The organism is Aquiluna sp. KACHI24 (assembly GCF_025997915.1).
Classification (GTDB): Bacteria; Actinomycetota; Actinomycetes; order Actinomycetales; family Microbacteriaceae; genus Aquiluna.
The window spans coordinates 1,055,516-1,076,783 of the sequence record NZ_AP026677.1; the positions used below are offsets into that span (position 1 = coordinate 1,055,516).

The following is a 21,268-nucleotide window of genomic DNA, read 5'->3' on the forward strand; positions in this document are numbered from 1 at the left end:
TTAGCCGTAAAGCTCTTCGCCTTCAAGGCTAAACCCCGAGGCTGGCTTTTTCTTCCTTTGATGCAGATACTGCGCCCAAATCACGAAGCTCAGCCACAGCACCTGCATCACCGCGATCACGCGCTCCGATAGGCCGACCATCGGTTGTCCAGGTTCGAGCCACGTCATCAAAAACCACAGTGTTGTCAGACCCATTACAAGTGTCGCCGAAATAGCTCCGACCGGTCTAAGGCTCCAGTGGTAATCCTTGGAACGGTGAATTGCTAGCAAGGGCCAGATGCTGAAAAGTAAAAAAGCAATCGAGGCAAAGAGCCTATGGGCGTCGGAGTAGCTGGTTTGCGTTGGGGTGGCAAAAATGGTGAATCCAAAACTGGCAAGCCCAGCCAGGAACAAGGTTATGCGTGCCGGGTAGCCAAGTGCCTTACCGCTCCAAGCTGCAATCAGAGTGAGCGAGGATCCGAATAAAAAGAAACCCGTCTGCACCCACTTCACCGGCGAGTCATCGGCGGCTAAATCAGAAATGGTTTTCGCGATCGGGTCATAACCTGGCCAAAGCGCGGCAGAGATGGTCCAGCCCAGAACGTTTTGAATCGGCCCAAGCGTTGCTGCAATGACCGCCCAAATACCTATTACAGGCATCAGCTATTTGCCATTCTTGCCAAGAACTCCTTGGTGCGTTCAAGCTTTGGATTCTCGAAAAAGTCTTTGGCTTCGCCCTGCTCGTAAATCTTGCCCTGCTCCAAGAAGATCACCCAGTCGGCCACCTCCTTGGCAAAGGACAGCTCGTGAGTGGCCATCAAGATTGTGGTTCCGCCGGACTTGAGGTCGCGAATCAAATCCAGCACTTCGCCGACCAACTCTGGGTCCAGTGCCGAGGTAACCTCATCCAAAAGCAAAACCTTGGGATCCATCGCGACCGCACGAACAATCGCTGTCCGCTGCTGCTGCCCACCAGAGATTTTGTCAGGGTAAGAGTTAGCCCTATCCCCCAGACCGATTCGCTCAAGCCAGGATTGCGCAATGGCCTCAGCCTGATTCTTTGCAATCTTTTTCACATGCCGAAGTGCCAGGGTGATGTTTTGCAAGATGCTCAAGTGAGCGAAGAGGTTGTAGGACTGAAATACCAAACCAACCTCGGCTCGAACCTTGTCTTGATTCACACCCGGTGCTGAGATCTCCTCGGTTTCCAAAAATATCTGCCCGTCAGAGATCTCCTCGATCAGGTTTACACATCGCAAAAGCGTCGATTTGCCAGAACCCGAGGCTCCGATCAGGGCAACGATCTGCCCTGGGAAGACTTCGAGGTCGATTCCATCTAGCACTGCACGGTCTTCGTAGTGTTTTTTGAGATTCACCACTCGAAGCCTTGGCTTGCTCCAGTCGATCACAGTGTCACCCCGGCCTGCTCTTTTTCACTCAGTCGCTTGGTGACATAGTCCGCCAAACGAATAGTGGGGATCGCAAGCAGAACAAACATCAGTCCAGCAAGGACATACGGGGTGAAGTTGGCAAACTTCGCAACTTCAATTTGGGCGCCGCGAACCGCATCTATTGCACCCAGTACCGAGATAAGGCCAACATCCTTTTGCAGTGCAACAAAGTCATTCATCAACGGCGGCACCACCTTTCGTACCGCCTGAGGGAGAACCACCAGGCGCATCGACTGCGCATTGGTCAAACCAAGCGATCTGGCAGCCAGGCGCTGTGAAGAGTGAACGGATTCGATGCCAGCTCTAAAGACTTCGGAAACATAAGCGCTGTAGGTGAGGGTCAAAGCGATGGTTCCCAACACCTCAGCTGGGATGCGCCCCAAGAACTCAAGGCGCAAACCAGGGATACCAAAGCCCACCAGGTACAAAACGATAATTAGCGGCATTCCGCGAAAGAGGTCAACGTAACCCTTGGCAAAGACTCGCAGTGGGAAAAAGACCGGTGACTTCAAGGTCCGCATGACTGCCAGCAACAAGCCAAAAACAACTACCAGGACAGCTGATACAGCCAGCACTCGGAGATTGAGCAGTAGGCCATCCAAAACCCGCGGCCATGCCTGCACGGCAACGTCCCAGGAGAAGAAGGACTCCTGGACCCTCGACCAACCTGGGGTTGCGATTAGGCCGAACCAAACTGCGATGGCGAACACCAAGGTCGAGATAAAAGCAATCAGCACCGAGCGCGAGCGCTGGGTGCGACGAAACGCGCGCCGATCTAGCTCGGCTCTGGAGACCTCGGAATCAGACAATGCCATGGTTACCTAAATGGAAGTGGGTGGGGTGGTATTCCACCCCACCCACTATCGCAGATTTATTGCTACTTCAATACCGGTGCGTTGGCGTAGTCAGCAAGCCACTGCGCCTCTAGAGCGGCAAGGGTGCCGTTCTCGCGCAGGCGGTCAACTGCTGCCGATACCGCCTCAGTTAGTGGTGAGTCCTTGTCTAGAACTAGACCGAAGGAGTCGCCAGCCTCAGCGCCCTCAAGCTGACCCAGAATTAGGCCGCCTTCGAGCTCAACTGCGGTTAGGTAGAAGGCGGTTGGTAGGTCAACCACGATTGCGTCTACCTGACCGTTAGCGAGCGCCGCCTTGGCATCATCGTTCGAGTTGAATGCCTGAGCACCCTGAGTCGGCTTGATGATGTCCTCGATTGCCTTGAGGCTGGTGGTGCCGGTTGCGGCACCAATTAGTAGACCCTGAAGGTCCGCCAGGCTCTTGGCACCCTCAGCGGCAGAACCGGCAACGGTGATCACGGTCTGAGCGGTGTAGTAGTAAGGGGATGAGAAATCAACCGCTGCCTTGCGCCCCTCGGTGATCGAGTACTGCTGCAGGTTGAAGTCAAAGTTCTTAGCACCTGGGGCAATCGCCTCATCGAAAGTGGTGCGAACCCAGACCACGTCTTCTGGTGCAAAGCCAAGCTCAGCGGCAATTGCGTATGCAACCGCTGCCTCGAAGCCCTCACCGGACTCAGGTGCATCGCCGACTACCCATGGCTCATAGGCCGGTAGACCGGTTCCGATGGTTAGCTTGCCCTCAGTCAGGGTTGCAAGGGTGGTGCTGGTCTCCTCTGGAGCAGCGGTTTCTGCAGTCTCCTGAGGAGCACATGCGGAAAGGGAAATTACAACAGCTGCGGAAGCAGCCAGCGCCGTTAGGGCGCGGGTTAGTTTGGACAAAAGGATCTCCTTGGATAAATGTGCGTTGCTAATGGTTGAGATTCTGCCGAGATAACTCGCCGCACCAGGCCTGGTGACGATCTGTTACGACTAATTTACAAGCCCCAAAGCCTCAGGTAACCAATTGTTACGGCAATGCCTTAAGCTTTTGAAACAAACGCAGGCCTGCGCCATCCCCCAAAATCTTTGGAGCTAAGTTGCATTTGCACGAGTGGAAAAAAGTAGCGCTTTCGCAAAGAGGCCAGAGCCTGATGAGTGCGCTTGCTGAGCGCGTGGTAGTTGCCGATGGCGCCATGGGAACCATGTTGCAAGATCGCAAGCCAACCCTTGAGGATTTCCAGGGCCACGAGGGTTGCAACGAAATCTTGAACATCACCCGTCCCGACATCGTGATGGATGTCCACAATGCCTACTTCGAAGCTGGAGTCGACTGCGTTGAGACCAACACTTTCGGCGCTAACTGGTCAAACCTTTCCGACTACGGCATTGATGATCGAATTCAAGAGTTAGCGAGAGCTGGTGCAGCTCTCGCTAGGGCGAGCGCGGATGAGTTCACCGCCAAAGATGGCAAACCGCGTTGGGTGTTGGGGTCAATGGGACCTGGAACAAAGCTGCCATCACTTGGTCACACCAGCTACTCAAATCTTTTGGAGACTTTCAAGCTTCAAGCTATTGGCTTGATCGAGGGCGGTGCCGATGCCTTCATGGTTGAGACTTCGCAGGATCTGCTGCAAACCAAAGCTGCCGTCAACGCCTGCCGTAAGGCGGTGGCTGAGACCGGTATCCGATTACCACTGTTTGTCGAGGTCACCGTTGAGACCACCGGCACCATGCTGCTCGGTACCGAGATCGGTGCTGCACTGACCACCCTGGAGCCGCTGGGCATCGACATGATCGGGCTCAACTGCGCCACGGGTCCTGCCGAGATGAGCGAGCACCTCAGACAGCTTTCTAAACACGCGCAGATTCCAGTCATGGTCATGCCAAATGCTGGTTTGCCAGTACTTTCCGGCGACGGGGCCTACTACCCGCTAACTCCGGACGAGCTCGCAACCGCCCATGAGCAGTTCGTCAAGGAATTCGGTCTATCTCTGGTCGGTGGCTGCTGCGGCACCACCCCTGCTCACCTGAAGGCAGTGGTTGAACGTATAGGTGGCAAACCTGCAGGGCTTCGCAAGCTTGAAATTGAGCCGGGAGTGGCATCGCTCTACCAGCATGTCAGCCTCAAGCAGGACAACTCATATCTGGCAATTGGTGAGCGCACCAACGCCAACGGCTCGAAGGCATTCCGCGAGGCCATGCTCGAGGAGCGCTGGGATGACTGTGTCGAAATCGCCAAGCGACAGGTACGCGATGGGGCTCACCTGCTGGATGTCTGCGTGGACTACGTGGGTCGCGATGGTGTGAGAGATGTCACTGAGATTGTCTCCAGGTTCGCCTCAGCCTCAACGCTGCCTTTGGTGATTGACTCAACCGAGCCAGAAGTAATGAAGGCAGCACTTGAGCTAATTGGTGGGCGACCAGTTATCAACTCGGTGAACTTTGAAGATGGCTACAGCGAGACCTCAAGATTCAAAAAGACCATGCCGCTTGTCAAAGAACACGGAGCCGCAGTCGTAGCTCTAACCATCGATGAGCAGGGTCAGGCCAGAACCAAAGCAGACAAGGTGCGAATCGCATCCAGGTTGATTGACACCCTGATTCAGGACTGGGACATGCGAGTTGACGACATCATCGTCGACTGCCTCACCTTCCCAATCGCAACCGGTCAGGAAGAGACTCGTCGCGACGCCATAGAAACAATCGATGCAATTCGTGAGATCAACCAGCTTTACCCAGGTATCCACACCACACTTGGTGTCTCAAACGTGTCCTTCGGTCTAAACCCAGTTTCACGTTCGGTATTGAACTCGGTCTTCCTACATGAGGCAACCGAGGCAGGGCTAGACACCGCAATCATCGACGCAGCGAAGATCGTGCCGCTGGCATCAATTCCGCAGGATCAGCGCCAGGTAGCGCTCGATCTGATTTATGACCGCCGAGAGTATGACTCCGAGGGCAACCTCAGCTACGACCCGCTATCCGAAATGCTGGAGATGTTTGCCGGTGTGAACTCGGCCGCGTTGAAGGACGCTAGAGCCGAAGCGCTAGCCGCCATGAGCGTCACTGATCGCCTGAAGCAACGCATCATCGATGGTGAGGCGAAGGGCTTGGAGCAGGATTTAGATCAAGCCAGAGCCGATGGCATCAAGCCGCTTGAGATCATCAACGACCATTTGCTCGAGGGTATGAAGGTTGTCGGTGAGCGCTTTGGCAAAGGTGAGATGCAGCTGCCGTTCGTGTTGCAATCTGCAGAGGTTATGAAGGCAGCTGTTGCGCTGCTGGAGCCCCACATGGAAAAGACCGACGAGGGTGGCAAGGGAACCATCGTTCTGGCAACGGTTCGCGGTGACGTGCACGACATCGGTAAGAACCTGGTCGATATCATCCTCACCAACAACGGTTACAACGTTGTCAACATCGGCATCAAGCAACCAATCAACGAAATCATTGCCGCAGCAGAACAGCACAATGCCGATGTGATTGGTCTTAGTGGACTGCTAGTGAAATCAACCTTGGTCATGAAAGAGAACCTCGAGGAGCTAACGTCGCGAGGTCTTGCAAAGAAGTGGCCAGTGATTCTTGGTGGTGCGGCGCTAACCAGATCCTTTGTTGAGGATGACCTTTCATCGCAGTTCGACGGAGTGGTGCGCTATGCCAAGGATGCATTTGAGGGACTAGCCCTGATGGAGCCACTTGTTCAAATTGCTCGTGGTGCTGACCCAGACTCTGTTGGATTGCCTGCCCTGAAAAAGCGCATTCACGCCAAGTCTCAGTTGACCCTGACTGAACCCGAGGATTTGCCATCCCGCAGCGATGTCGCAACTGACAACAAGGTTCCAACGCCACCCTTCTGGGGCACCAGATTGGTAAAGGGAATTCCACTCGCTGACTATGCAAAGTTCCTCGATGAGCGAGCGACCTTTATGGGTCAATGGGGTCTGAAACCCTCGCGTGCCGAGGACGGCGCGAGCTATCAAGAACTAGTTGATACCGAAGGTCGACCACGACTGCGTTATTGGCTGGACAAGATCTTGGCCGAAGGCATCTTGGATGCCTCGGTCGCCTATGGCTATTTCCCGGTTTACTCCGATGGCAACGATGTTGTGGTGCTTGGTCATGGCGATGACCCCAGCGGCGTGCTGGGAGTATCAAGGCTGTTAGCTCCAGATGGTGGCGCAGGTGAGCTCGGTAAAGAGCGGCTCAGATTCAATTTCCCACGCCAGCGCAGAGATAGACACCTTTGCCTTGCAGACTTTGTGAAGGCCAAAGATTCAGGGCTTGTAGACGTCATGCCGGTGCAGCTCGTTACGGTTGGTGCGAACGTGGACAACTTCACGGCAAAACTCTTCAAAGAAAACGCCTACCGCGAATACATGGAGTTGCACGGTCTAGCGATGCAGCTCACCGAGGCGCTCGCTGAATACTGGCACTCTCGCATTCGCGAGGAGCTCGGTTTTGGAGCTGAGGATCCGAGCGAGATCGGTGATTTCTTTGACCTGAAGTATCGAGGGGCCAGGTTCTCACTCGGTTACCCAGCCTGTCCAGATATGGAAGATCGCAGGAAGGTAGTTGAGCTACTCAGACCAGAGCGACTGGGCATCGAACTATCCGAAGAACTTCAGCTTCATCCAGAGCAGTCCACCGATGCTTTCGTGTTCCACCACCCAGAGGCTAAGTACTTTTCGGTCTAGAGCTTCGTTCTAGCAAGAATTGCCAAGATCTAAGGTCCCAGCGTCAGAATGCTGATTGCCAAAACTATTGCTCTTACGCTGTCCCAGCCAAGCGTCGAGGTAGTGAGGGTATAAAGCAAAAAGCTTCCGAGATTCTCGCTCAGCGGTGCTCCCGGAACATAGGAGATGGTGCTGTCACCGGTCAGCGCAAATGGCCAGAACCATAGGTTCATAACTAACCCGAATAGGTATGAAGAAAGCACTGCATAACCGGCTAGGGCCATCACTTTTAGCCTGAGGCTAACCTTCAGCTTTCCCACAATTCCCGCACCAAGCCCTACCCAGCCCACAGCGAAGAGTTGGAATGGTGTCCACGGCCCAATCCCTCCAAAGAATATTGCGGAGGCCAAAATGGTCAGTGCTCCGAGCTGGAAACCAAATCCGGCACCGATTGCGGCACCGCCCAAAATCACTATCAAAAACACCAGTTCAAATCCTGCGACGCCTGAGGTGGCGATTCGGGTAGCCGCCCCCAGGGCTGCCAAGGTCCCAAGCAGCGCAAGATAGTTGGCTCCAACCAAGCTGCGGTCGAAAATCCAAATAGCGGCGAAGGCGAGTGCCGCGACTGCCACCACGAATAAGTAACCGATCTCCAACTCACTGATTGCTGGCACCAAAAGTGGCCAACAAAACCCAATTAGCGCGACGAGCGAAATCAGGGTGAAGAGGGACTGCTGCAACGCTTTCGACCTCATGTCCTCACCTGCCCCTGAATCTCGATTACTCGATCCGCAAGCGCCGCGAAGTTTTTGTCATGGGTTGCAAACACAATCGCACAACCCATTTCTTGGACACAGCCCAAGACCTGAGCCATTTGAACCCTAGAAGTTTGATCTAACCCCTTCACCGGTTCATCAATCAGCAATAGTTTTGGGCGCTGGGCGATAGCGATCGACAGCGCGAGCGCGAGCTTGGTTCCCGAAGATAAATCTCTGGGGTGGGTGTGTAGTAGCGCCTCTGAATTCGGAATCAAGCTGTCGAAGGTTTCTTTCGTCACACCAGGTCGTGACTTACTGAGCCTGTCGCTTAGAGAGAATTCCTGACTGAGGGTTTGCCCGAGAAACAAGTCCTCCACTCGCTCTGGAACAAGCCTGGTCGGAAGCGATTGGACGTTTGCAAACCGCAGCAGTCGTTTCAGAAAACTAGTTTTTCCAACCGCATTTGCCCCCAGTAGGCACACCATCTCGCCGGCCGAAAGCGACTGTCCTTCGAACTCTAGAAGTTGGTCACCGCCAACCACCTTCGGCTTGACCCAATCGCCGGCAACACCCTGGTGCTGGCCCAACGACAAGTGCTTGGCAGCTGGCAGGTGGATTCGAGATAGATCATGCTCGGCTACCACGACTATGCCGCCGGCTGCCCTGAACTCACCTAGCACCTGGTTTAGCCATGGCACCGCTTGATCATCTAGGGCTGCATAAGGTTCATCAAGAACCAGCAACTTTGGCTTTCGAAGCAGAGCTTTGGCAATTGCAAAACGAACTGCCTCACCCTCTGAAAGCGCTGCAGTTTCCGAGCAAGTCAAAGAAATGCCGAGCTTGGAAAGTTCTTCGGGGGCTACCCGCCAACTCAGAAAGGTGTCGCGTGGTTGCTGTGGAACGTATTGCGTCAATGCGGCGACTGCCGCCGCGTTACCCTGAGCGTCATATCCGAAGACCTCAACTCTGAGCTGTCGATCTGATGCCTGAGGTCTCGCAACCAGCGACCTAAGCAGCGTTGTCTTGCCAGATCCAGTGGCACCAGTGACCAGGAGTGCATCACCAGGATCGAGCTGAACTAAGTCTGAAGAGTGCTGCTCGGAGCTGACCTGATAGATCAAGACATTCGTGGCCAGACAAACTGGTTGCTGGAGCGAAGTTAGGTTTTGTGAAATCGAATTCGCTCGTTCGATTGCAGTCTCAAAAAGCGGAACTGCCAGGTATCGCTTTGGTGCCGACCTATAGCTCAGCGCCTCAAAAATGCGTTTAGTCGCCTCCGCCAAGGCGGGCAAGGTCGATAGCGAAACACCCAGCGCGCGCAGGAAGTTTGACTTGCTTGTTATGGCAAATCTAGAAACCTCGTCGGGGCCTACGAAATAACTCAAAACCCCAAAAGCCAAAATGGTCAGCGTGAATGGGACTGCGGTTTCTAAAACGTTGACCAGGCCCTCATAACCAACTGGGCCAAAGAGTCGGACATGAGAAAAGATTCCACCCAGCCTGAGACCTGGCAGGTCCAGAAGAGTCTGCCCCGCACTGGCACCTGTGAATAAGAAGGCGTAAATAAACCGAAACAGCACAAACCCAATCGCAAGCCAAAGGCTTGCGATTAGCCGACTGCTCGGTTTGGTCATTAGTTCGGGGTTGGGGTTGCCCCACCGGTTGAAAATGCCAAACCAATTGACTGTCCTGGCTTGAGGGTCAAAGTGCCAACACCCTCAGTGGCATAGTCCCACTTTGACTCAGCATCTGGCTTTACCCAAAGCGCCCAGTAGGCAAATGCCGGTGGCATGTCTTTGCAGGTCTCGAGGTGAGGCTCCTGCCCCTCAACCTCGAATGCCTCCGTGGCTGACGGCAAGTTATTTACTCGGCAAACAATCTGGTCCCCGTAGGTCCCGGTCCCCTCAGTTACAAAACCAGCCTCGGCCAACAGCTCTTTGGCATTGATTTCTTTTTCAAGTTCAACACAGGTTGCCTCGCGCTTACCCAAAATGCCGAAGTTCACAACCACCTCAACCCCGGAGCACTCACCACGGATTAGATATTCCTCTTTTGCTCCGAGCTCTTCAGCAGGAGCGCAGCCTGCTAGCAACAAAGTGATCAAAGACAGCGCGGCGAGCTTTTTCAAGTTTTTCTCCCTGGGGTTTGTTGTAAGTCTAAATTGCATGCTCGTGCTCGCCCATTTTGTTTCGGAAATAGTGCCGGATTAGAAGCTGTTGACCCAAAGCATGAATCTAAGCGGCAAGCGGTTTTTGGTTATCGGCGGATCAGGAGTACTGGGTGGAGAGCTAGTCAAGCTTCTGCACTCCAAAGGAGTGAGTGTGCTGGCAACTGCGACCAGCAATGACAGCGCTGCCAAAGTGCCCGCAGTTGCCGAAGTGCGACTGCTGTTGGATTACCAAAACCCAGACAGCGTCACCACGCTGACCGATTACCTCAAGGGTTCAACACAAATCGACGGCATCATCAATGCCTCAGGCGTGGTCGCCTTTGGCCCAGCCTCTGATCTGAGCCTCGAGACTATCAAGCGCCTTACCCAGGTCAACTTCTCTGGTCCAGTTCAGCTTCTAAGCCAGCTGCACCCGATGTTGGCTGCATCGGCTGCAGCTGGAAATGAACCGGTGATTGTCAATATCACGGGTGTGGTTGCAGAGTCACCGCTTCCAAACTTGGCTGCCTATAGCTCATCCAAGACCGCAATTGCTGGCTTCCTAGAGGCCCTGAAGCGTGAATGGCGCCGAGATGGAATTCGGGTTATCTCAGCTAACCCCGGTCATACCGAGACTGGTCTTGCGACTCGAGCGATTCAGGGTGTTGCACCTTCGTTCCCGCAGGGCATGACCCCGGAGCACGTGGCCGCGAGAATCGTTTCAGCTATTGAGGCTGATGAGAAAGAGCTAGCTAGCCGAGCATTCTGATCTGAAAAGCGAAGGTCTTAGCCTCTCCCGGTGCCAACAGGTGCTGATCCAACTCGCTGTTGAATGCGTTCGCAGGAGCAGACTGCGGCTCGATCGCGATGCCCTCAGAGCCGTCTTCAAAAAGCGACGGAGATGGTCGATACAGCATCAGGTGGTCGAGGTTCTGCTGGGTGATTTCAAAGCCAAACTCTTCACCCACTAACCTCAGAGTCCAACCCTCGCCATAGAAGCCATTGTCCAGTTCGGTGGTTTGGGGCAGCTGAATCTCTAACCCCGGGATTTCTTGGCTCGCGATTGGAATCATGCGATCGTTGGTCTGGAATGCCTTTGTTACCGACGCCGTGAGCCTTGAGGTGCCTGGGATTTTGAAGTAGGGGTGAAAACCAATTGCAAAAGGTGCAGGTACTTCGTCAAGATTTTTCGCTACGGCCGTGACTTCGAGGCCAGTTCGAGTTAGCTCATAACGCACTCGCAAATCGATCTCAAAACCAAAATCGGTCTTCAAAAACTGGTGCACAAAAGTAATCGCTGAGTCTTCCAGCTGATACTCAAGCGGGGTCCTCAGCATTAGGCCGTGATTGAGGTTCTGATCTTTGTCCAATGGCCCAAAGGTATGAGTCTTGGACTCAAGTTGAAAAGTGCCGCCAGCGAGGCGGTTTGGCCAAGGGGCCAGAATTGAGCCGAAAACCGCACTGATTGGATCTTCGATTCCGGGTCTCGGGATCAGCGTTCTTCCAAAAAGCGACAAATTCGTAACAGAACCACCAAAAACCGAAAATTCTGCAATACTTGTGCCATTCTCTGAGACCAGGGAAATGTGTGGTTGCAGTGGGGGTTTGCTCGGTATCACGCAAACACTCTAGTGACCTTCAGGTAAGAGGTAGATCAAGTGGCGAAGACGCGGATTAGAGCAAAGCTCTTTGATGGTCGGGATCTGTTCTATTTTGATGATGCAACTTCTACCCTTCCTCTGGAGCGCAAGCCGGATCTTCGAGAAACCGCTGAGCGTCCACAAACCGCTGACCTGAGATTTGACCCGCTAACGGGAGAGTGGATCACCATCGCATCTCACCGTCAGCAAAGAGTCTTCCTTCCGCCTGCTCACGCTTGTCCGCTTTGCCCAACCAGCGCTGAGAACCTCTCTGAACTTCCAGACAACTTTGACGTTGCGGTTTTCGAAAACAAGGGCCCGGCCTTCGGGCCAGCCGCTGGCGAAATTGAACAGCCAAGTTCGCCATTTGGTTTCTCTACCACCGCTTTCGGTAGGTGCGAGGTAGTGGTTTTCTCACCAGAGCACGAGGGCAGCCTCAGCGAAATGCCGGTTGAGAGAGTGCGAACCGTGATCGGTGCCTGGATGGACCGCACCCGCGAGCTCTACGAGATCGAAGGCGTCGTCCAGGTCTTCCCATTTGAAAACCGCGGTGAGGAGATCGGCGTAACGCTGCACCATCCGCACGGGCAGATTTACTCATATCCATTTGTCACCCCGCGGACTCAGCGCTTAGTGGCAAATGTTTTTGCCCACGGAGCAAACTTTTTCCAGGAGCTACTTGATTTTGAACTAACCTCAGGTCGCGTTGTTCTGGAAAGCGAATACTTTGTGGCCTATGTGCCATTTGCCGCGCGCTGGCCAATTGAAATCCACGCCCTACCAAAGCGCAATGTCCAAGACCTTTCTGAGCTAACTGACGCCGAGGCGGACGATCTCGCAGTCTTTTACAAAAAACTGCTGGGCGGATTAGACAGGCTCTACCCCACCAGAACCCCATACATCGCAGCCTGGCATCAGGCACCAAAGATTCAAAACCGTGAGTGGCTAAGGCTGATGTTGCAGATCACCTCACCTAGACGTGGTGAGGACAAGCTCAAGTTCCTCGCAGGTTCCGAAGCGGCCATGGGTGCTTTCGTAGGCGACATCGCCCCAGAGGAAACCGCGAAGCGGTTGCGTGAGGTTTTGAGTTGATTGAAAAAGCAGTAGCGGGGTTCGAGGCAGCATTTGGATATGAACCTCTGGGAGTTTGGTCCGCGCCCGGTCGAGCAAACCTAATCGGTGAGCACACCGACTACAACGAGGGCTTTGTGCTCCCCTTTGGAATCGACAAGCGGACCTATGTTGCGCTGTCCCCTCGCGAAGACGCCACTTGCCGGGTTAGCTCGGACATCGACGGAAAGACATACGAGACAGACCTGACCACAATCCCAACCGACATAGACTGGGCGCTCTACCCGCTAGGTGTTGCCTGGGTGATTCGCGAGTGGGCCAAGGGCGGGTTTGACGCATTCTTCGTGTCCGATGTCCCGGTGGGCAGCGGACTATCTTCATCTGCTGCCATCGAGTGTGCAATCGGCATTGCTCTGAATGAAATTTGGGATGCCGGAAGAACCAAGCAAGAGATTGCGCTTTTGGGTCAAAAGGCAGAGAACCAGGTTGTGGGTGCTCCAACCGGCATGATGGATCAAACGGCTTCAATGCTGGCTGAAGCTGACTCGGCCGTATTTTTGGACTGCCAGTCACTCGAGGCAAAATCCATCCCACTTAACCTCGAACCAAGAAACTTGGTTGTCGCTGTCATGGATACCCAAGTTGCTCACCGTCATTCAGATGGTGGCTATCGTGTCCGTCGTGAGTCTTGCGAGCGCGGAGCGAAAACTATGGGTGTCAGCTCGCTGCGCGGCTTGAGTGTTGAAGATCTTCCCAGGGCTCAGTCAGAACTATCTGATGTTGACTTCCGGCGTGTTCGTCACATTGTCACTGAGAACCAGCGGGTGCTGGACAGCATTCGGGCCCTGGCCGCAGGAGACATGAAGCAGTTCGGAGAGTTACTCCTCGCATCCCACGACTCAATGGCTCACGACTTCGAAATCTCCATCGAAGAGTTGGATCTAGCAGTCGAGGTCGCGATGCGAACCGGAGCTGTCGGTTCAAGAATGACCGGTGGCGGTTTTGGTGGTGCGGCTATCGCTGTCATCGACAAGGGATTGCTTCCTGCGCTTGAGGAAAACTGCAAGTCCGCCTTTGCCGCCAAGGGTTATGGCGAACCAAAGGTCTTTGCAGTTGTGCCCTCTGAAGGTGCACGCAAAGAGCGCTAAGCCGCGGGAACTACCGAGATTCCTGCATCAACCATTTCATCTATCGCTGCCTCGATGCTTGCTGGTGCTACACCCGCTGTTAGCGATGTGATTACCCGTACCTCGAGACCTGCATTCTTGGAATCCAACGATGAGGCCCGCACGCAGTAATCCGTCGCAATACCGACGACATCAACCTGGGTGATGTTCAATCTTTGAATGAGGTCTTTGAATGTTTCGCCGTCCTCGGCACTACCTTCAAAGATTGAATAGCCGTTTGCTCCCTGACCCTTTTTGATGTGGATATCGATGAGGTCAGCGCGCAGGTTCTCGTGATACTCAGCCCCTGGCTCTCCAGCTATGCAGTGCAGTGGCCAGGTCGTCACAAAATCTGGTTCTTCGCCAGCGGCTGGGAAATGCCCCTGGTTAGGGTGATTAGGTGTGTGCCAATCCCTAGAGGCAATCACAAAGTCATAGTCCGACTTGGACTCCACCAAATAGTTAGAGATGCGAGTTGCTGCCGCGGCTCCCCCGTTGCATGCAAGTGCTCCGCCCTCACAGAAATCAACCTGAACATCGATGATGAGAAGTGCCTTAGCCATCTACCTATCCCTCAATGCGGTGCCACAGTTGTAGAAACCTGCAACCAATCTATCTAGCGCAGCTCGGTTCTCAAGCGAGACCGAATCGGCCAGGTTGTAGGCGGTGAAAATCAACTGGTTGCCATCTGGCAGGTTGAGATACCCAGCCAAGGTGTAGCCGGTTCTGATCCAACCGGTCTTGGCCACCACATCCCCGGTTAGCTCGGTGAAGCGATCTGAGAGCGAACCAGGTGATCCGGCTACTGGAAAGCCGGTGAGCATTACCGATAGCTCAGGGTCTTTTGGAATAAGGGTGAGTAAGTCGTTTACAAGTGCTGGTGATACCTGGTTGTAGCGAGAGAGGCCAGAGCCATCTTCGAGCTTGATACCCGAGAGGTTCAGACCTGTGCCGCTAAGAGCCTTTTGAAACGCCTCAGTCAGAGTTCCAGATCCACCGCCAAGACCTAGGTCAATAGACACCAGTCGTGCCAGTGCCTCGGCGGTGGTGTTGTCGCTGACCTCGAGCATGTAGTCAATCCACTCGACTATTGGGCGAGAGGAAATCTTGGCAATCTCTTTGGCACTTGGTGGCGTGACACCCTTTTCGATGACAGCTGACTTCGCAGCACTGCCCAATGAACGTTTGAACCAATCTCCGGCTCGCTTCACTGGGTCAGTGCTGCGCTTTGAACTCAACTTGGCAGGATTCTCTCTGTCACCATCCACTTGCAGTGCAGAGATGTAGGGCTGATAACCCTCACTCAAACCTCGCTTGTCCCAAACCGCAAGATATTCACCGGATGGGCCGCCATAGAGTGAGCTGTCAACCACGACCTTAGAAATTGATACACCGCCCAATGCACGAATCGCCTGAGCGGCCAGGACGTCTAGCTTGGGTGCGTTTCGATAAACAGATTGAGTACCCTCTGCGAGTCGAGTGATCGTCGGGTCGCCGCCACCAACCAGGTAAATAACGGACTTATTGGCCTGATCTTGATAGACCCTGGTGGTCGCGGTGTAGTTCGGACCCAAAACCTTCAGAGCAGCGGCTGCGGTTAGCAATTTTTGAACCGAAGCCGGCCTTGCAGCAATCGAACCGGAGCGGTCATAAATAACTGCTGAGGTTGATGCGTCTCTAACCTGCGCCTGCAGGTTCACGATTAGAGGATCCTCTTCTAGTTCGGTCACCAAACAGGGCTCAACCTCAACTGAGGTCGAAACTGGTTCACTCTCAGTAACTACCGCGGTGGCAGTTTCACTGGTAGTAGCGACCTGGGATTGTGATGGAGCGCGATTTGGGCTAAGTGGCCCCACAAGCAGCAGAGCCAAACCAACAAGTCCAACCACCAACCCCGAGGCAATTCCGATTAGTCTCTGCTTCACGATCCTCCACCTAAGCTTTTACGCATGAAGCTTATTCGCGTTCTGCTTGCCCTGTCGCTGCTCGCTGCCCCCCTACCAGCGAGTGCCCATGAGCAGTTGGTTGACCAGACCCCAGCTGTTAATTCAGTGGTCGAAGCAGGTCGAGTAAAGATAAGCCTCGACTTCAATAATGACCTCTTAGTTCTTAGTGGTTCAGGTGCCGAGATTTTGGTAACCGGACCTGAAGGTGAGCTTTTGAACAAAGGCTGCGCCTTGGTCGATAAGCGAAACGCTTCTTTGGAAATCGAACTGGATCAACCTGGTGAATACCAGGTTGCGTGGCGGGTGGTCTCATCTGATGGACACCCGATCACAGACAGCTTTGGCTTCACACTCGTCAACGGCACCGGCTTTGTAGCTGATCGAAGCTTTGAATCAGTGCCCTGCGAGGATCCGGTCTTGATATCTGACGCCGCTGACTCGGCACCAGAGTTCGGTTACTGGCTGCTGTGGGTGTCGCTAGGACTCGTGGCTGTCGGTCTGTTTTTCTACCTTCGTCCCAAGCGCAAAAGCTAGTAGCTGAGCCAGCAGAGTGAGCAGTAAACCTACTGCGATTAGCTCCCAGGGAAACCCAAACCGACCACCTGCAGGGGCTGCCAGAATCGCGTAGCTGATGTCCATCGCCTGGGAGAACATAAGGCCTGAAACCAATCCGACAACGAGGGTTTTGAAGACACCTTGTAGCGATGTACCAAACCGCGTTGCGCTCCAGCTAACCACTACAAGAAGCAGGACCATGACCAGTGCACCGGCAATGCTGGTTTCAACACTGGGCTGGTAGTACCACTGTGAAGCGCTAACTAACCCAAGAGCCAGGGCTATTGCGAGAGCTAATCTCATTCGTGGTCTAGTTGGCAGAACTCATCCAACGGATCCTTTGGACCCGCTACAACTATTTGGTGCCCAGAGCGCAGGATGGTCTCTGGGAAAGCCGGGGTGTATTTGCCATCACCAGATGAGGTTGCTACCACCGTGACGCCGTAGGTGGCACGGATCTTGGCCTCGGAGAGCGGCATGCCATCAAAAACATGCGGGACGTAGGTCTTCACCATGACGAAGTCTTCGTCGATTGGGACGTACTCCAAAGTTTCGCCGGAGACCATGTGAGCTACTCGCTTACCCATGTCATCCTCAGGGAAAATCACGTGGTGGGCACCGAGCTGGCGCAGAATTCGACCGTGCGACTCGGAGTTGGCCTTGGCCCAAACGTTCTTCACGCCAAGCTGCAGAAGTAGCGAGGTGGTCAAAATGCTGGCTTCGATGTCTGCACCAATTGCAACCATGGCAGTGTCAAAGTCCTTGATACCTAGCTCGGTTAGCACAGCTTCGTCAGTGGTGTCCGCCTTGACCACGTGGGTTAGTTCAGAGGCGAGCTGCTGTACGAGCTTCTCATCAAAGTCGATACCCAAGACCTCGTGACCTGAATTCACTAGTTCACGAGCCAAAGCCGAGCCGAAACGCCCGAGACCAATAACTACAAAGGTTGCGGAGTTGAAACTGCGACGCTTGCGATTTGTGGACATGATTTGCCGTTCTGTTCTTTCTTGAACCTAGCCGATTAACGGACGCTCTTGTGGATACTCAAAGTGTCGCTTGCTCTTTCTAAAAGCAAGCGAAGTCGCTACAACAACTGGTCCAAGGCGACCAAAAAGCATGAGCAGTGACAGCAGGAATTTGCCGTGATCCGGCATAGCAGCAGTTATGCCAGTTGAGAGGCCGACCGTTCCCGTTGCGCTGACAACCTCAAACAAGATTTGATCCAGGGTGAAGTCGGTGGTCAAGCGCAACAGCATCGTTGCTGCGATCACAACCAAGGCTGCGATGGTGACGATGGCTAGCGCTTGGCGCTGCATAGAGCGAGGAAGGCGACGGTTGCCGATGTTTACCGCCGCCTCACCGCGAATTTCCGTATAAACCACAAATAGCAGGACGACGAAGGTTCCCAGCTTGATACCACCGGCGGTCGAAGCACTGGCACCACCGATAAACATCAAGATTTCGGTACCGAGCCAGGTAGCCGGGTTCATTTGTGAAATGTCGAGAGCGTTGAAACCTGCAGTTCTTGGCATCACCGAGGCAAAGATTGAATCCCAGATTTTGTCCATCGTGTTCAATGGACCCAGAGTTCCAGGGTTATTCCACTCAAGCAACGCTACAAACAGGGTTCCCGATCCCAGCAGGGCAAAGCTAGACCAGAGAATGATTCTTGAGTTTAGTGACCACTGTCTTGGGTACGTTCCCTTGAAATCTGAGTTGAAACGACCCTTGACCTTTTCGACAAGACGACCAATCACCTCAACCAATACCGGGAACCCGAGGCTGGCAATAAAAACGATGGTGAAAACCGGAACAATCACCCAACCGTCGCGGGCAAAGCCCATCATGCTGTCGCTATAGAGCGCGAAGCCTGCGTTATTGAAACTAGAGATGGCATGGAATACGCCGTGGCCCAGAGCGTCTTGCCAGGAGTAGTCGTAGTGGGTCAGGAATCTGATGAAAAGAAAAACAAACAGCACAAGCTGAAACCCCAACATCAGTTGAGCAATGTTCTTTAGCAGTGACTTGATATCAGGTGCATTCAAAGAAGCTTCGGAGCTGGTTGAGAGCTTGTTTCTCAGCGAGATACGTCCATCAAGCAGGTATGCAACGAGCGATGCAAATCCAACAATTCCAAAACCACCAATTTGAATTAGCAGTCCGATAACCACATGCCCAAACATGGTCCAGTGAAGCTCAGTGTCTATGGTGGCCAAACCTGTCACGGTGACCGCTGAAACTGAGGTAAATAGTGCGTCGAAGAAATCTAATGAACGGCCGTCTTTGCTTGCGATTGGCAACATGAGTAGCGCTGTACCAATAGCGATGACCGCGGTGAAAGCGAGTGCAACAATGCGTGTTGGGTGCATGTGCTGCGAACTCTTTTGAGAACTCACCCTGAAACTATACGCCTAGGCTTAGAAATAGTCGTCAGTTGGGGATGGCAACTTGAAACCTATCGCGCTTGCGTTGGCCGCATTGCTGCTAAGCGGCTGCTCGATCACACCTGCTCCAACTCCCCCAACTTCAACTAAACCCCAACAAACCAAGACCTCGAACCCATCGCCATCCAGCACCGAACCGACAGTGGTCACCTCCTCGCAAACCGTCTCCCAAGCTGGCGAGCCAGGATCAGAAAACACGCTTGAGCTTCTTCTCAGTGAGCTAACAATCCAAGACGAGTTCACATCTGGCTACGATCGCGACCTATTCCAGCACTGGATAGATGCAGACTCGGATGGCTGCAACACAAGAAGAGAAGTTTTGATTATTGAGAGCGTTATCGAGCCTGGAGTATCAGGCAACTGCCAGGTGTCTGGCCGGTGGGTATCTGTTTATGACAATAGGTCGATTGCCGATGCATCGGATCTCGACATCGATCACCTAGTGCCGCTGGCTGAGGCATGGCGCTCTGGCGCTCACGCTTGGGATTCAAACACCAGAAAGCGATTTGCCAACGACCTTGGTTTTCCAGGGAGCTTGATCGCCGTAACGGCAGCGAGCAACAGGGCTAAGTCGGACAAAGATCCAGCTAGCTGGCTCCCCTATAACCAGAACTACCAGTGCCAATACGCCTTCGACTGGATGGCCGTGAAGTATCGCTGGAGCCTGAGCATTGATAGCCAGGAGGCTCTAGCGCTTGCCGAGATCGTGCCTGAGTGCGACATTGATAATGAATTACCCAATAAGGCTGAGGTGACCAAGGGTTCGCCTATCACCCAAAAGCCATCAAAAGGCGAACTCGATCCAAGATTCGACACTTGCAAAGCAGCTATTGCTGCAGGCTTTGGCCCATATGTTTCGGGAGTCGACCCCGAATATGACTGGTATCGAGACGGTGACTCTGATGGAACTGTCTGCGAATAAAGAAAACCCAGGGCCTGCCCGGGCCCTGGGTTTCTCGAAGGAGTTGGTTACTCCCCGCTACGCATCGTGATCAGCACTTTGTTCTGGTAACCAGCAGAACTAGATGCCTGAGCGAGCGAAGTGTATGAAAGCGACTTGTCTAACGATTTTGCGTAGGCACAAATCGCTTCAGCGCGCTTCTTGGCAATCGAAATCTCGGATGCCGAAGCGTTGACCTTGTGGACACCGGTACAGATGAAGGTAGACGCCTCAGGGAAATTCTTCATGTAACCCTTGACGTTTGCCTGGTGTGCTGCGGTGATGGTGGACTTGGTGTTAGCAAAAGCGCTAGTCACGAAGTTCTGAACTGGCTTGGAGGGTGCCTTAGGGCATGCGTAGGCATCCTTGAAAACAGCCTTCTTCTTGGTCAGTGGGTCCACGCAGGTCAGAGTCTTCGGCTTCGCGAAACCCTTGTATGAAGCGACCTTCTTGATCTGAATCTTTGGCTTGGAGTACTCGAATCCAGCAACCTCAATGATGATGTTTCCCTGCAGGTAAGAAATTCGGCGAGACTCAACAGCCGCAGCGCCACCGGCCTCCGCGGTAACAGTCAAGCTAAGAGCAGAGGCGACCTTCTTTGGGTCCTGAAGTCCCCATAGAAGTAGTGCATCGTTTGCTGGAATGATGGCCTTGTAGAAGCCCTTGTTTACGGTTACCCCATCTGGGCCAAAGTGAGGGGCTGCAGCCTGCCAAGTGAGCGACTCACTGGCGTCATCCCAGACTGGTGAGGATGCGCCACAGGCAGCACCGTTGGTTGAAATGGCCATTCTTCCGGAAAGTCCATCAACACCGAAACCGCTGGTCTCAGTCTCAACCACAACGAAGCCCTGCATCGTTGTGGTTACTGCAGAAGCTACGCCAGTCTCACCTTCACACTGACGGGATGATGAAACCTGTGGGACTGGAACTGGGGTTCCGCTCATGACGAGCTTGCCAGGATTAGCCTCGGTGCCAAGCTCGGTCTGCTTTGACAGGTTGTTAGCGATACCGATCGAGATACCAGTCTTGACTGCACCGATTCGCGCGACCAAGGTGATTTTGGTATCGACGTCCAGATCAAGTGCAAGCTGTGCAGCCCCTGGCTTTAGAGCAATTGACGGCTTCCCGGAGGCATCAAACATACCTGGGTAAGCGGTGAAGAAGATGTCGTTAGTAAACGGGGTCGCAGACTTAATGTCAATGATGAGTCCGTCGTAACCTGCCGCGTTCAGGCCATAGGTTTCCCAGTTTTCGTGGGTCCATACACCCGCTGAGCTCTTTCCTGCGACTCGCTCAACGACTGGAGTGATAGGAGTCGAGACGGTTGCTGAGCCAGAAACAGCATTTGAAGAGGTGTCTGGGACTGACGGGGTTGGGGCCGCAGCAACCTTGGTCTTCTCGAACTTGAGCTCAAGGGCGGTCTTGGTTCCAAGCGGCTGCACCTTCACGGACTCAATACAAAAATCAGTACGGAAATCGTCACAGGCCGGCCAGGCGACCTTCGGAACATTTATGTCCTCTGCAGACGCTGGCAGTGATGAGGCGACCAGACCGGTGGCCAGCAACGCTGCTGTGGCTAGACCGGCTGCAATTCTTCGAATTGATGAGCGCATTTATCCCCCTAGGAATGAAACTTCTCTATGTCTACTACCTGAATAGCCCTC

At 53.8% G+C, this 21,268-nt stretch carries 20 protein-coding genes; 6 read left to right on the plus strand and 14 right to left on the minus strand.

The window, feature by feature from the left end; all coding sequences use genetic code 11:
* From OO713_RS05385 to OO713_RS05400, 4 genes are all read right to left on the minus strand, one after another.
* Nucleotides 1-639 (minus strand): DUF998 domain-containing protein, encoded by a 639-nt coding sequence (locus OO713_RS05385; protein ID WP_264785098.1) that lies wholly within the window; start codon nt 637-639, stop codon nt 1-3.
* Nucleotides 639-1,355 (minus strand): amino acid ABC transporter ATP-binding protein, encoded by a 717-nt coding sequence (locus OO713_RS05390; protein ID WP_264785099.1) that lies wholly within the window; start codon nt 1,353-1,355, stop codon nt 639-641. Before OO713_RS05390 ends, OO713_RS05385 begins: the two co-directional genes overlap by 1 nt.
* A gap of 29 nt (nt 1,356-1,384) precedes the next feature.
* Nucleotides 1,385-2,245, minus strand: coding sequence for an amino acid ABC transporter permease (locus OO713_RS05395; RefSeq protein ID WP_264785101.1), 861 nt, complete (start codon nt 2,243-2,245; stop codon nt 1,385-1,387).
* A gap of 62 nt (nt 2,246-2,307) precedes the next feature.
* The gene (locus OO713_RS05400; protein ID WP_264785103.1) at nt 2,308-3,162 is read right to left on the minus strand and encodes an ABC transporter substrate-binding protein; all 855 of its coding nucleotides are present in this window, start codon (nt 3,160-3,162) and stop codon (nt 2,308-2,310) included.
* Between the two features lie 251 nt (nt 3,163-3,413).
* On the opposite strand from OO713_RS05400, the gene metH reads away from it, so the two are divergent.
* Complete coding sequence (metH, locus tag OO713_RS05405) at nt 3,414-6,956, plus strand: methionine synthase (RefSeq protein ID WP_264785105.1); 3,543 nt, start codon at nt 3,414-3,416, stop codon at nt 6,954-6,956.
* 29 nt (nt 6,957-6,985) lie between these two features.
* On the opposite strand, the gene OO713_RS05410 is transcribed toward metH, so the two are convergent.
* The 3 genes from OO713_RS05410 to OO713_RS05420 are packed head-to-tail and all read right to left on the minus strand — an operon-like array spanning nt 6,986 to nt 9,821.
* The gene (locus OO713_RS05410; protein WP_264785107.1) at nt 6,986-7,690 is read right to left on the minus strand and encodes an ECF transporter S component; all 705 of its coding nucleotides are present in this window, start codon (nt 7,688-7,690) and stop codon (nt 6,986-6,988) included.
* Nucleotides 7,687-9,327 (minus strand): ATP-binding cassette domain-containing protein, encoded by a 1,641-nt coding sequence (locus OO713_RS05415; RefSeq protein WP_264785109.1) that lies wholly within the window; start codon nt 9,325-9,327, stop codon nt 7,687-7,689. The genes OO713_RS05410 and OO713_RS05415 overlap by 4 nt, the downstream gene beginning before the upstream one ends.
* Entirely contained in the window at nt 9,327-9,821 is a 495-nt protein-coding gene (locus OO713_RS05420) for a hypothetical protein (protein ID WP_264785110.1), read from the minus strand. Before OO713_RS05420 ends, OO713_RS05415 begins: the two co-directional genes overlap by 1 nt.
* 100 nt (nt 9,822-9,921) lie before the next feature.
* Between OO713_RS05420 and OO713_RS05425 the strand changes: the two genes are divergently transcribed.
* Nucleotides 9,922-10,611, plus strand: coding sequence for an SDR family NAD(P)-dependent oxidoreductase (locus OO713_RS05425; protein WP_264785112.1), 690 nt, complete (start codon nt 9,922-9,924; stop codon nt 10,609-10,611).
* On the opposite strand, the gene OO713_RS05430 is transcribed toward OO713_RS05425, so the two are convergent.
* Nucleotides 10,595-11,461, minus strand: coding sequence for a hypothetical protein (locus OO713_RS05430; RefSeq protein WP_264785114.1), 867 nt, complete (start codon nt 11,459-11,461; stop codon nt 10,595-10,597). The two genes, OO713_RS05425 and OO713_RS05430, sit on opposite strands and share 17 nt — an antisense overlap.
* 39 nt (nt 11,462-11,500) lie before the next feature.
* On the opposite strand from OO713_RS05430, the gene galT reads away from it, so the two are divergent.
* Both galT and galK read left to right on the plus strand, forming a co-directional pair.
* The gene (galT, locus tag OO713_RS05435; RefSeq protein ID WP_264785116.1) at nt 11,501-12,574 is read left to right on the plus strand and encodes a galactose-1-phosphate uridylyltransferase; all 1,074 of its coding nucleotides are present in this window, start codon (nt 11,501-11,503) and stop codon (nt 12,572-12,574) included.
* Nucleotides 12,571-13,701, plus strand: a complete 1,131-nt coding sequence (gene galK, locus OO713_RS05440; RefSeq protein ID WP_264785118.1) for a galactokinase — start codon at nt 12,571-12,573, stop codon at nt 13,699-13,701. Before galT ends, galK begins: the two co-directional genes overlap by 4 nt.
* Here the strand turns inward: galK and OO713_RS05445 are convergent.
* Nucleotides 13,698-14,282 (minus strand): isochorismatase family protein, encoded by a 585-nt coding sequence (locus OO713_RS05445; protein WP_264785120.1) that lies wholly within the window; start codon nt 14,280-14,282, stop codon nt 13,698-13,700. The two genes, galK and OO713_RS05445, sit on opposite strands and share 4 nt — an antisense overlap.
* A complete protein-coding gene (locus OO713_RS05450) occupies nt 14,283-15,644 on the minus strand; it encodes a D-alanyl-D-alanine carboxypeptidase (RefSeq protein ID WP_264785121.1) in 1,362 nt (453 codons plus the stop codon).
* A gap of 24 nt (nt 15,645-15,668) precedes the next feature.
* On the opposite strand from OO713_RS05450, the gene OO713_RS05455 reads away from it, so the two are divergent.
* A complete protein-coding gene (locus OO713_RS05455; RefSeq protein ID WP_264785122.1) occupies nt 15,669-16,199 on the plus strand; it encodes a copper resistance protein CopC in 531 nt (176 codons plus the stop codon).
* On the opposite strand, the gene OO713_RS05460 is transcribed toward OO713_RS05455, so the two are convergent.
* Genes OO713_RS05460 through OO713_RS05470 form a run of 3 tightly spaced genes read right to left on the minus strand, consistent with a single transcriptional unit; the run spans nt 16,143 to nt 18,589 of the window.
* The gene (locus OO713_RS05460; protein ID WP_264785124.1) at nt 16,143-16,523 is read right to left on the minus strand and encodes a hypothetical protein; all 381 of its coding nucleotides are present in this window, start codon (nt 16,521-16,523) and stop codon (nt 16,143-16,145) included. The genes OO713_RS05455 and OO713_RS05460 overlap by 57 nt on opposite strands.
* A complete protein-coding gene (locus OO713_RS05465; protein ID WP_264785126.1) occupies nt 16,520-17,206 on the minus strand; it encodes a TrkA family potassium uptake protein in 687 nt (228 codons plus the stop codon). Before OO713_RS05465 ends, OO713_RS05460 begins: the two co-directional genes overlap by 4 nt.
* 27 nt (nt 17,207-17,233) lie before the next feature.
* Nucleotides 17,234-18,589, minus strand: a complete 1,356-nt coding sequence (locus tag OO713_RS05470) for a potassium transporter TrkG (RefSeq protein WP_264785127.1) — start codon at nt 18,587-18,589, stop codon at nt 17,234-17,236.
* Nucleotides 18,590-18,668: 79 nt separating this feature from the next.
* Here OO713_RS05470 and OO713_RS05475 point away from each other — a divergent pair, with 79 nt between their 5' ends.
* The gene (locus tag OO713_RS05475; RefSeq protein WP_264785129.1) at nt 18,669-19,586 is read left to right on the plus strand and encodes a DUF1524 domain-containing protein; all 918 of its coding nucleotides are present in this window, start codon (nt 18,669-18,671) and stop codon (nt 19,584-19,586) included.
* A 47-nt stretch (nt 19,587-19,633) separates the two neighbouring features.
* On the opposite strand, the gene OO713_RS05480 is transcribed toward OO713_RS05475, so the two are convergent.
* Nucleotides 19,634-21,217 carry a hypothetical protein gene (locus OO713_RS05480; protein ID WP_264785131.1) on the minus strand — a complete coding sequence of 528 codons (1,584 nt, stop codon included), beginning with the start codon at nt 21,215-21,217 and terminating at the stop codon, nt 19,634-19,636.
* Between the last annotated feature and the right edge of the window lie 51 nt (nt 21,218-21,268).

Coding starts and splice junctions, on each gene's coding strand:
- OO713_RS05385 (WP_264785098.1), bottom strand. CDS start 639: ATGCCTGTAATAGGTATTTGGGCGGTCATTGCAGCAACGCTTGGGCCG.
- OO713_RS05395 (WP_264785101.1), bottom strand. CDS start 2,245: ATGGCATTGTCTGATTCCGAGGTCTCCAGAGCCGAGCTAGATCGGCGC.
- metH (WP_264785105.1), top strand. CDS start 3,414: ATGAGTGCGCTTGCTGAGCGCGTGGTAGTTGCCGATGGCGCCATGGGA.
- OO713_RS05410 (WP_264785107.1), bottom strand. CDS start 7,690: ATGAGGTCGAAAGCGTTGCAGCAGTCCCTCTTCACCCTGATTTCGCTC.
- OO713_RS05415 (WP_264785109.1), bottom strand. CDS start 9,327: ATGACCAAACCGAGCAGTCGGCTAATCGCAAGCCTTTGGCTTGCGATT.
- OO713_RS05425 (WP_264785112.1), top strand. CDS start 9,922: ATGAATCTAAGCGGCAAGCGGTTTTTGGTTATCGGCGGATCAGGAGTA.
- OO713_RS05445 (WP_264785120.1), bottom strand. CDS start 14,282: ATGGCTAAGGCACTTCTCATCATCGATGTTCAGGTTGATTTCTGTGAG.
- OO713_RS05455 (WP_264785122.1), top strand. CDS start 15,669: ATGAAGCTTATTCGCGTTCTGCTTGCCCTGTCGCTGCTCGCTGCCCCC.
- OO713_RS05460 (WP_264785124.1), bottom strand. CDS start 16,523: ATGAGATTAGCTCTCGCAATAGCCCTGGCTCTTGGGTTAGTTAGCGCT.
- OO713_RS05465 (WP_264785126.1), bottom strand. CDS start 17,206: ATGTCCACAAATCGCAAGCGTCGCAGTTTCAACTCCGCAACCTTTGTA.
- OO713_RS05470 (WP_264785127.1), bottom strand. CDS start 18,589: ATGCACCCAACACGCATTGTTGCACTCGCTTTCACCGCGGTCATCGCT.
- OO713_RS05480 (WP_264785131.1), bottom strand. CDS start 21,217: ATGCGCTCATCAATTCGAAGAATTGCAGCCGGTCTAGCCACAGCAGCG.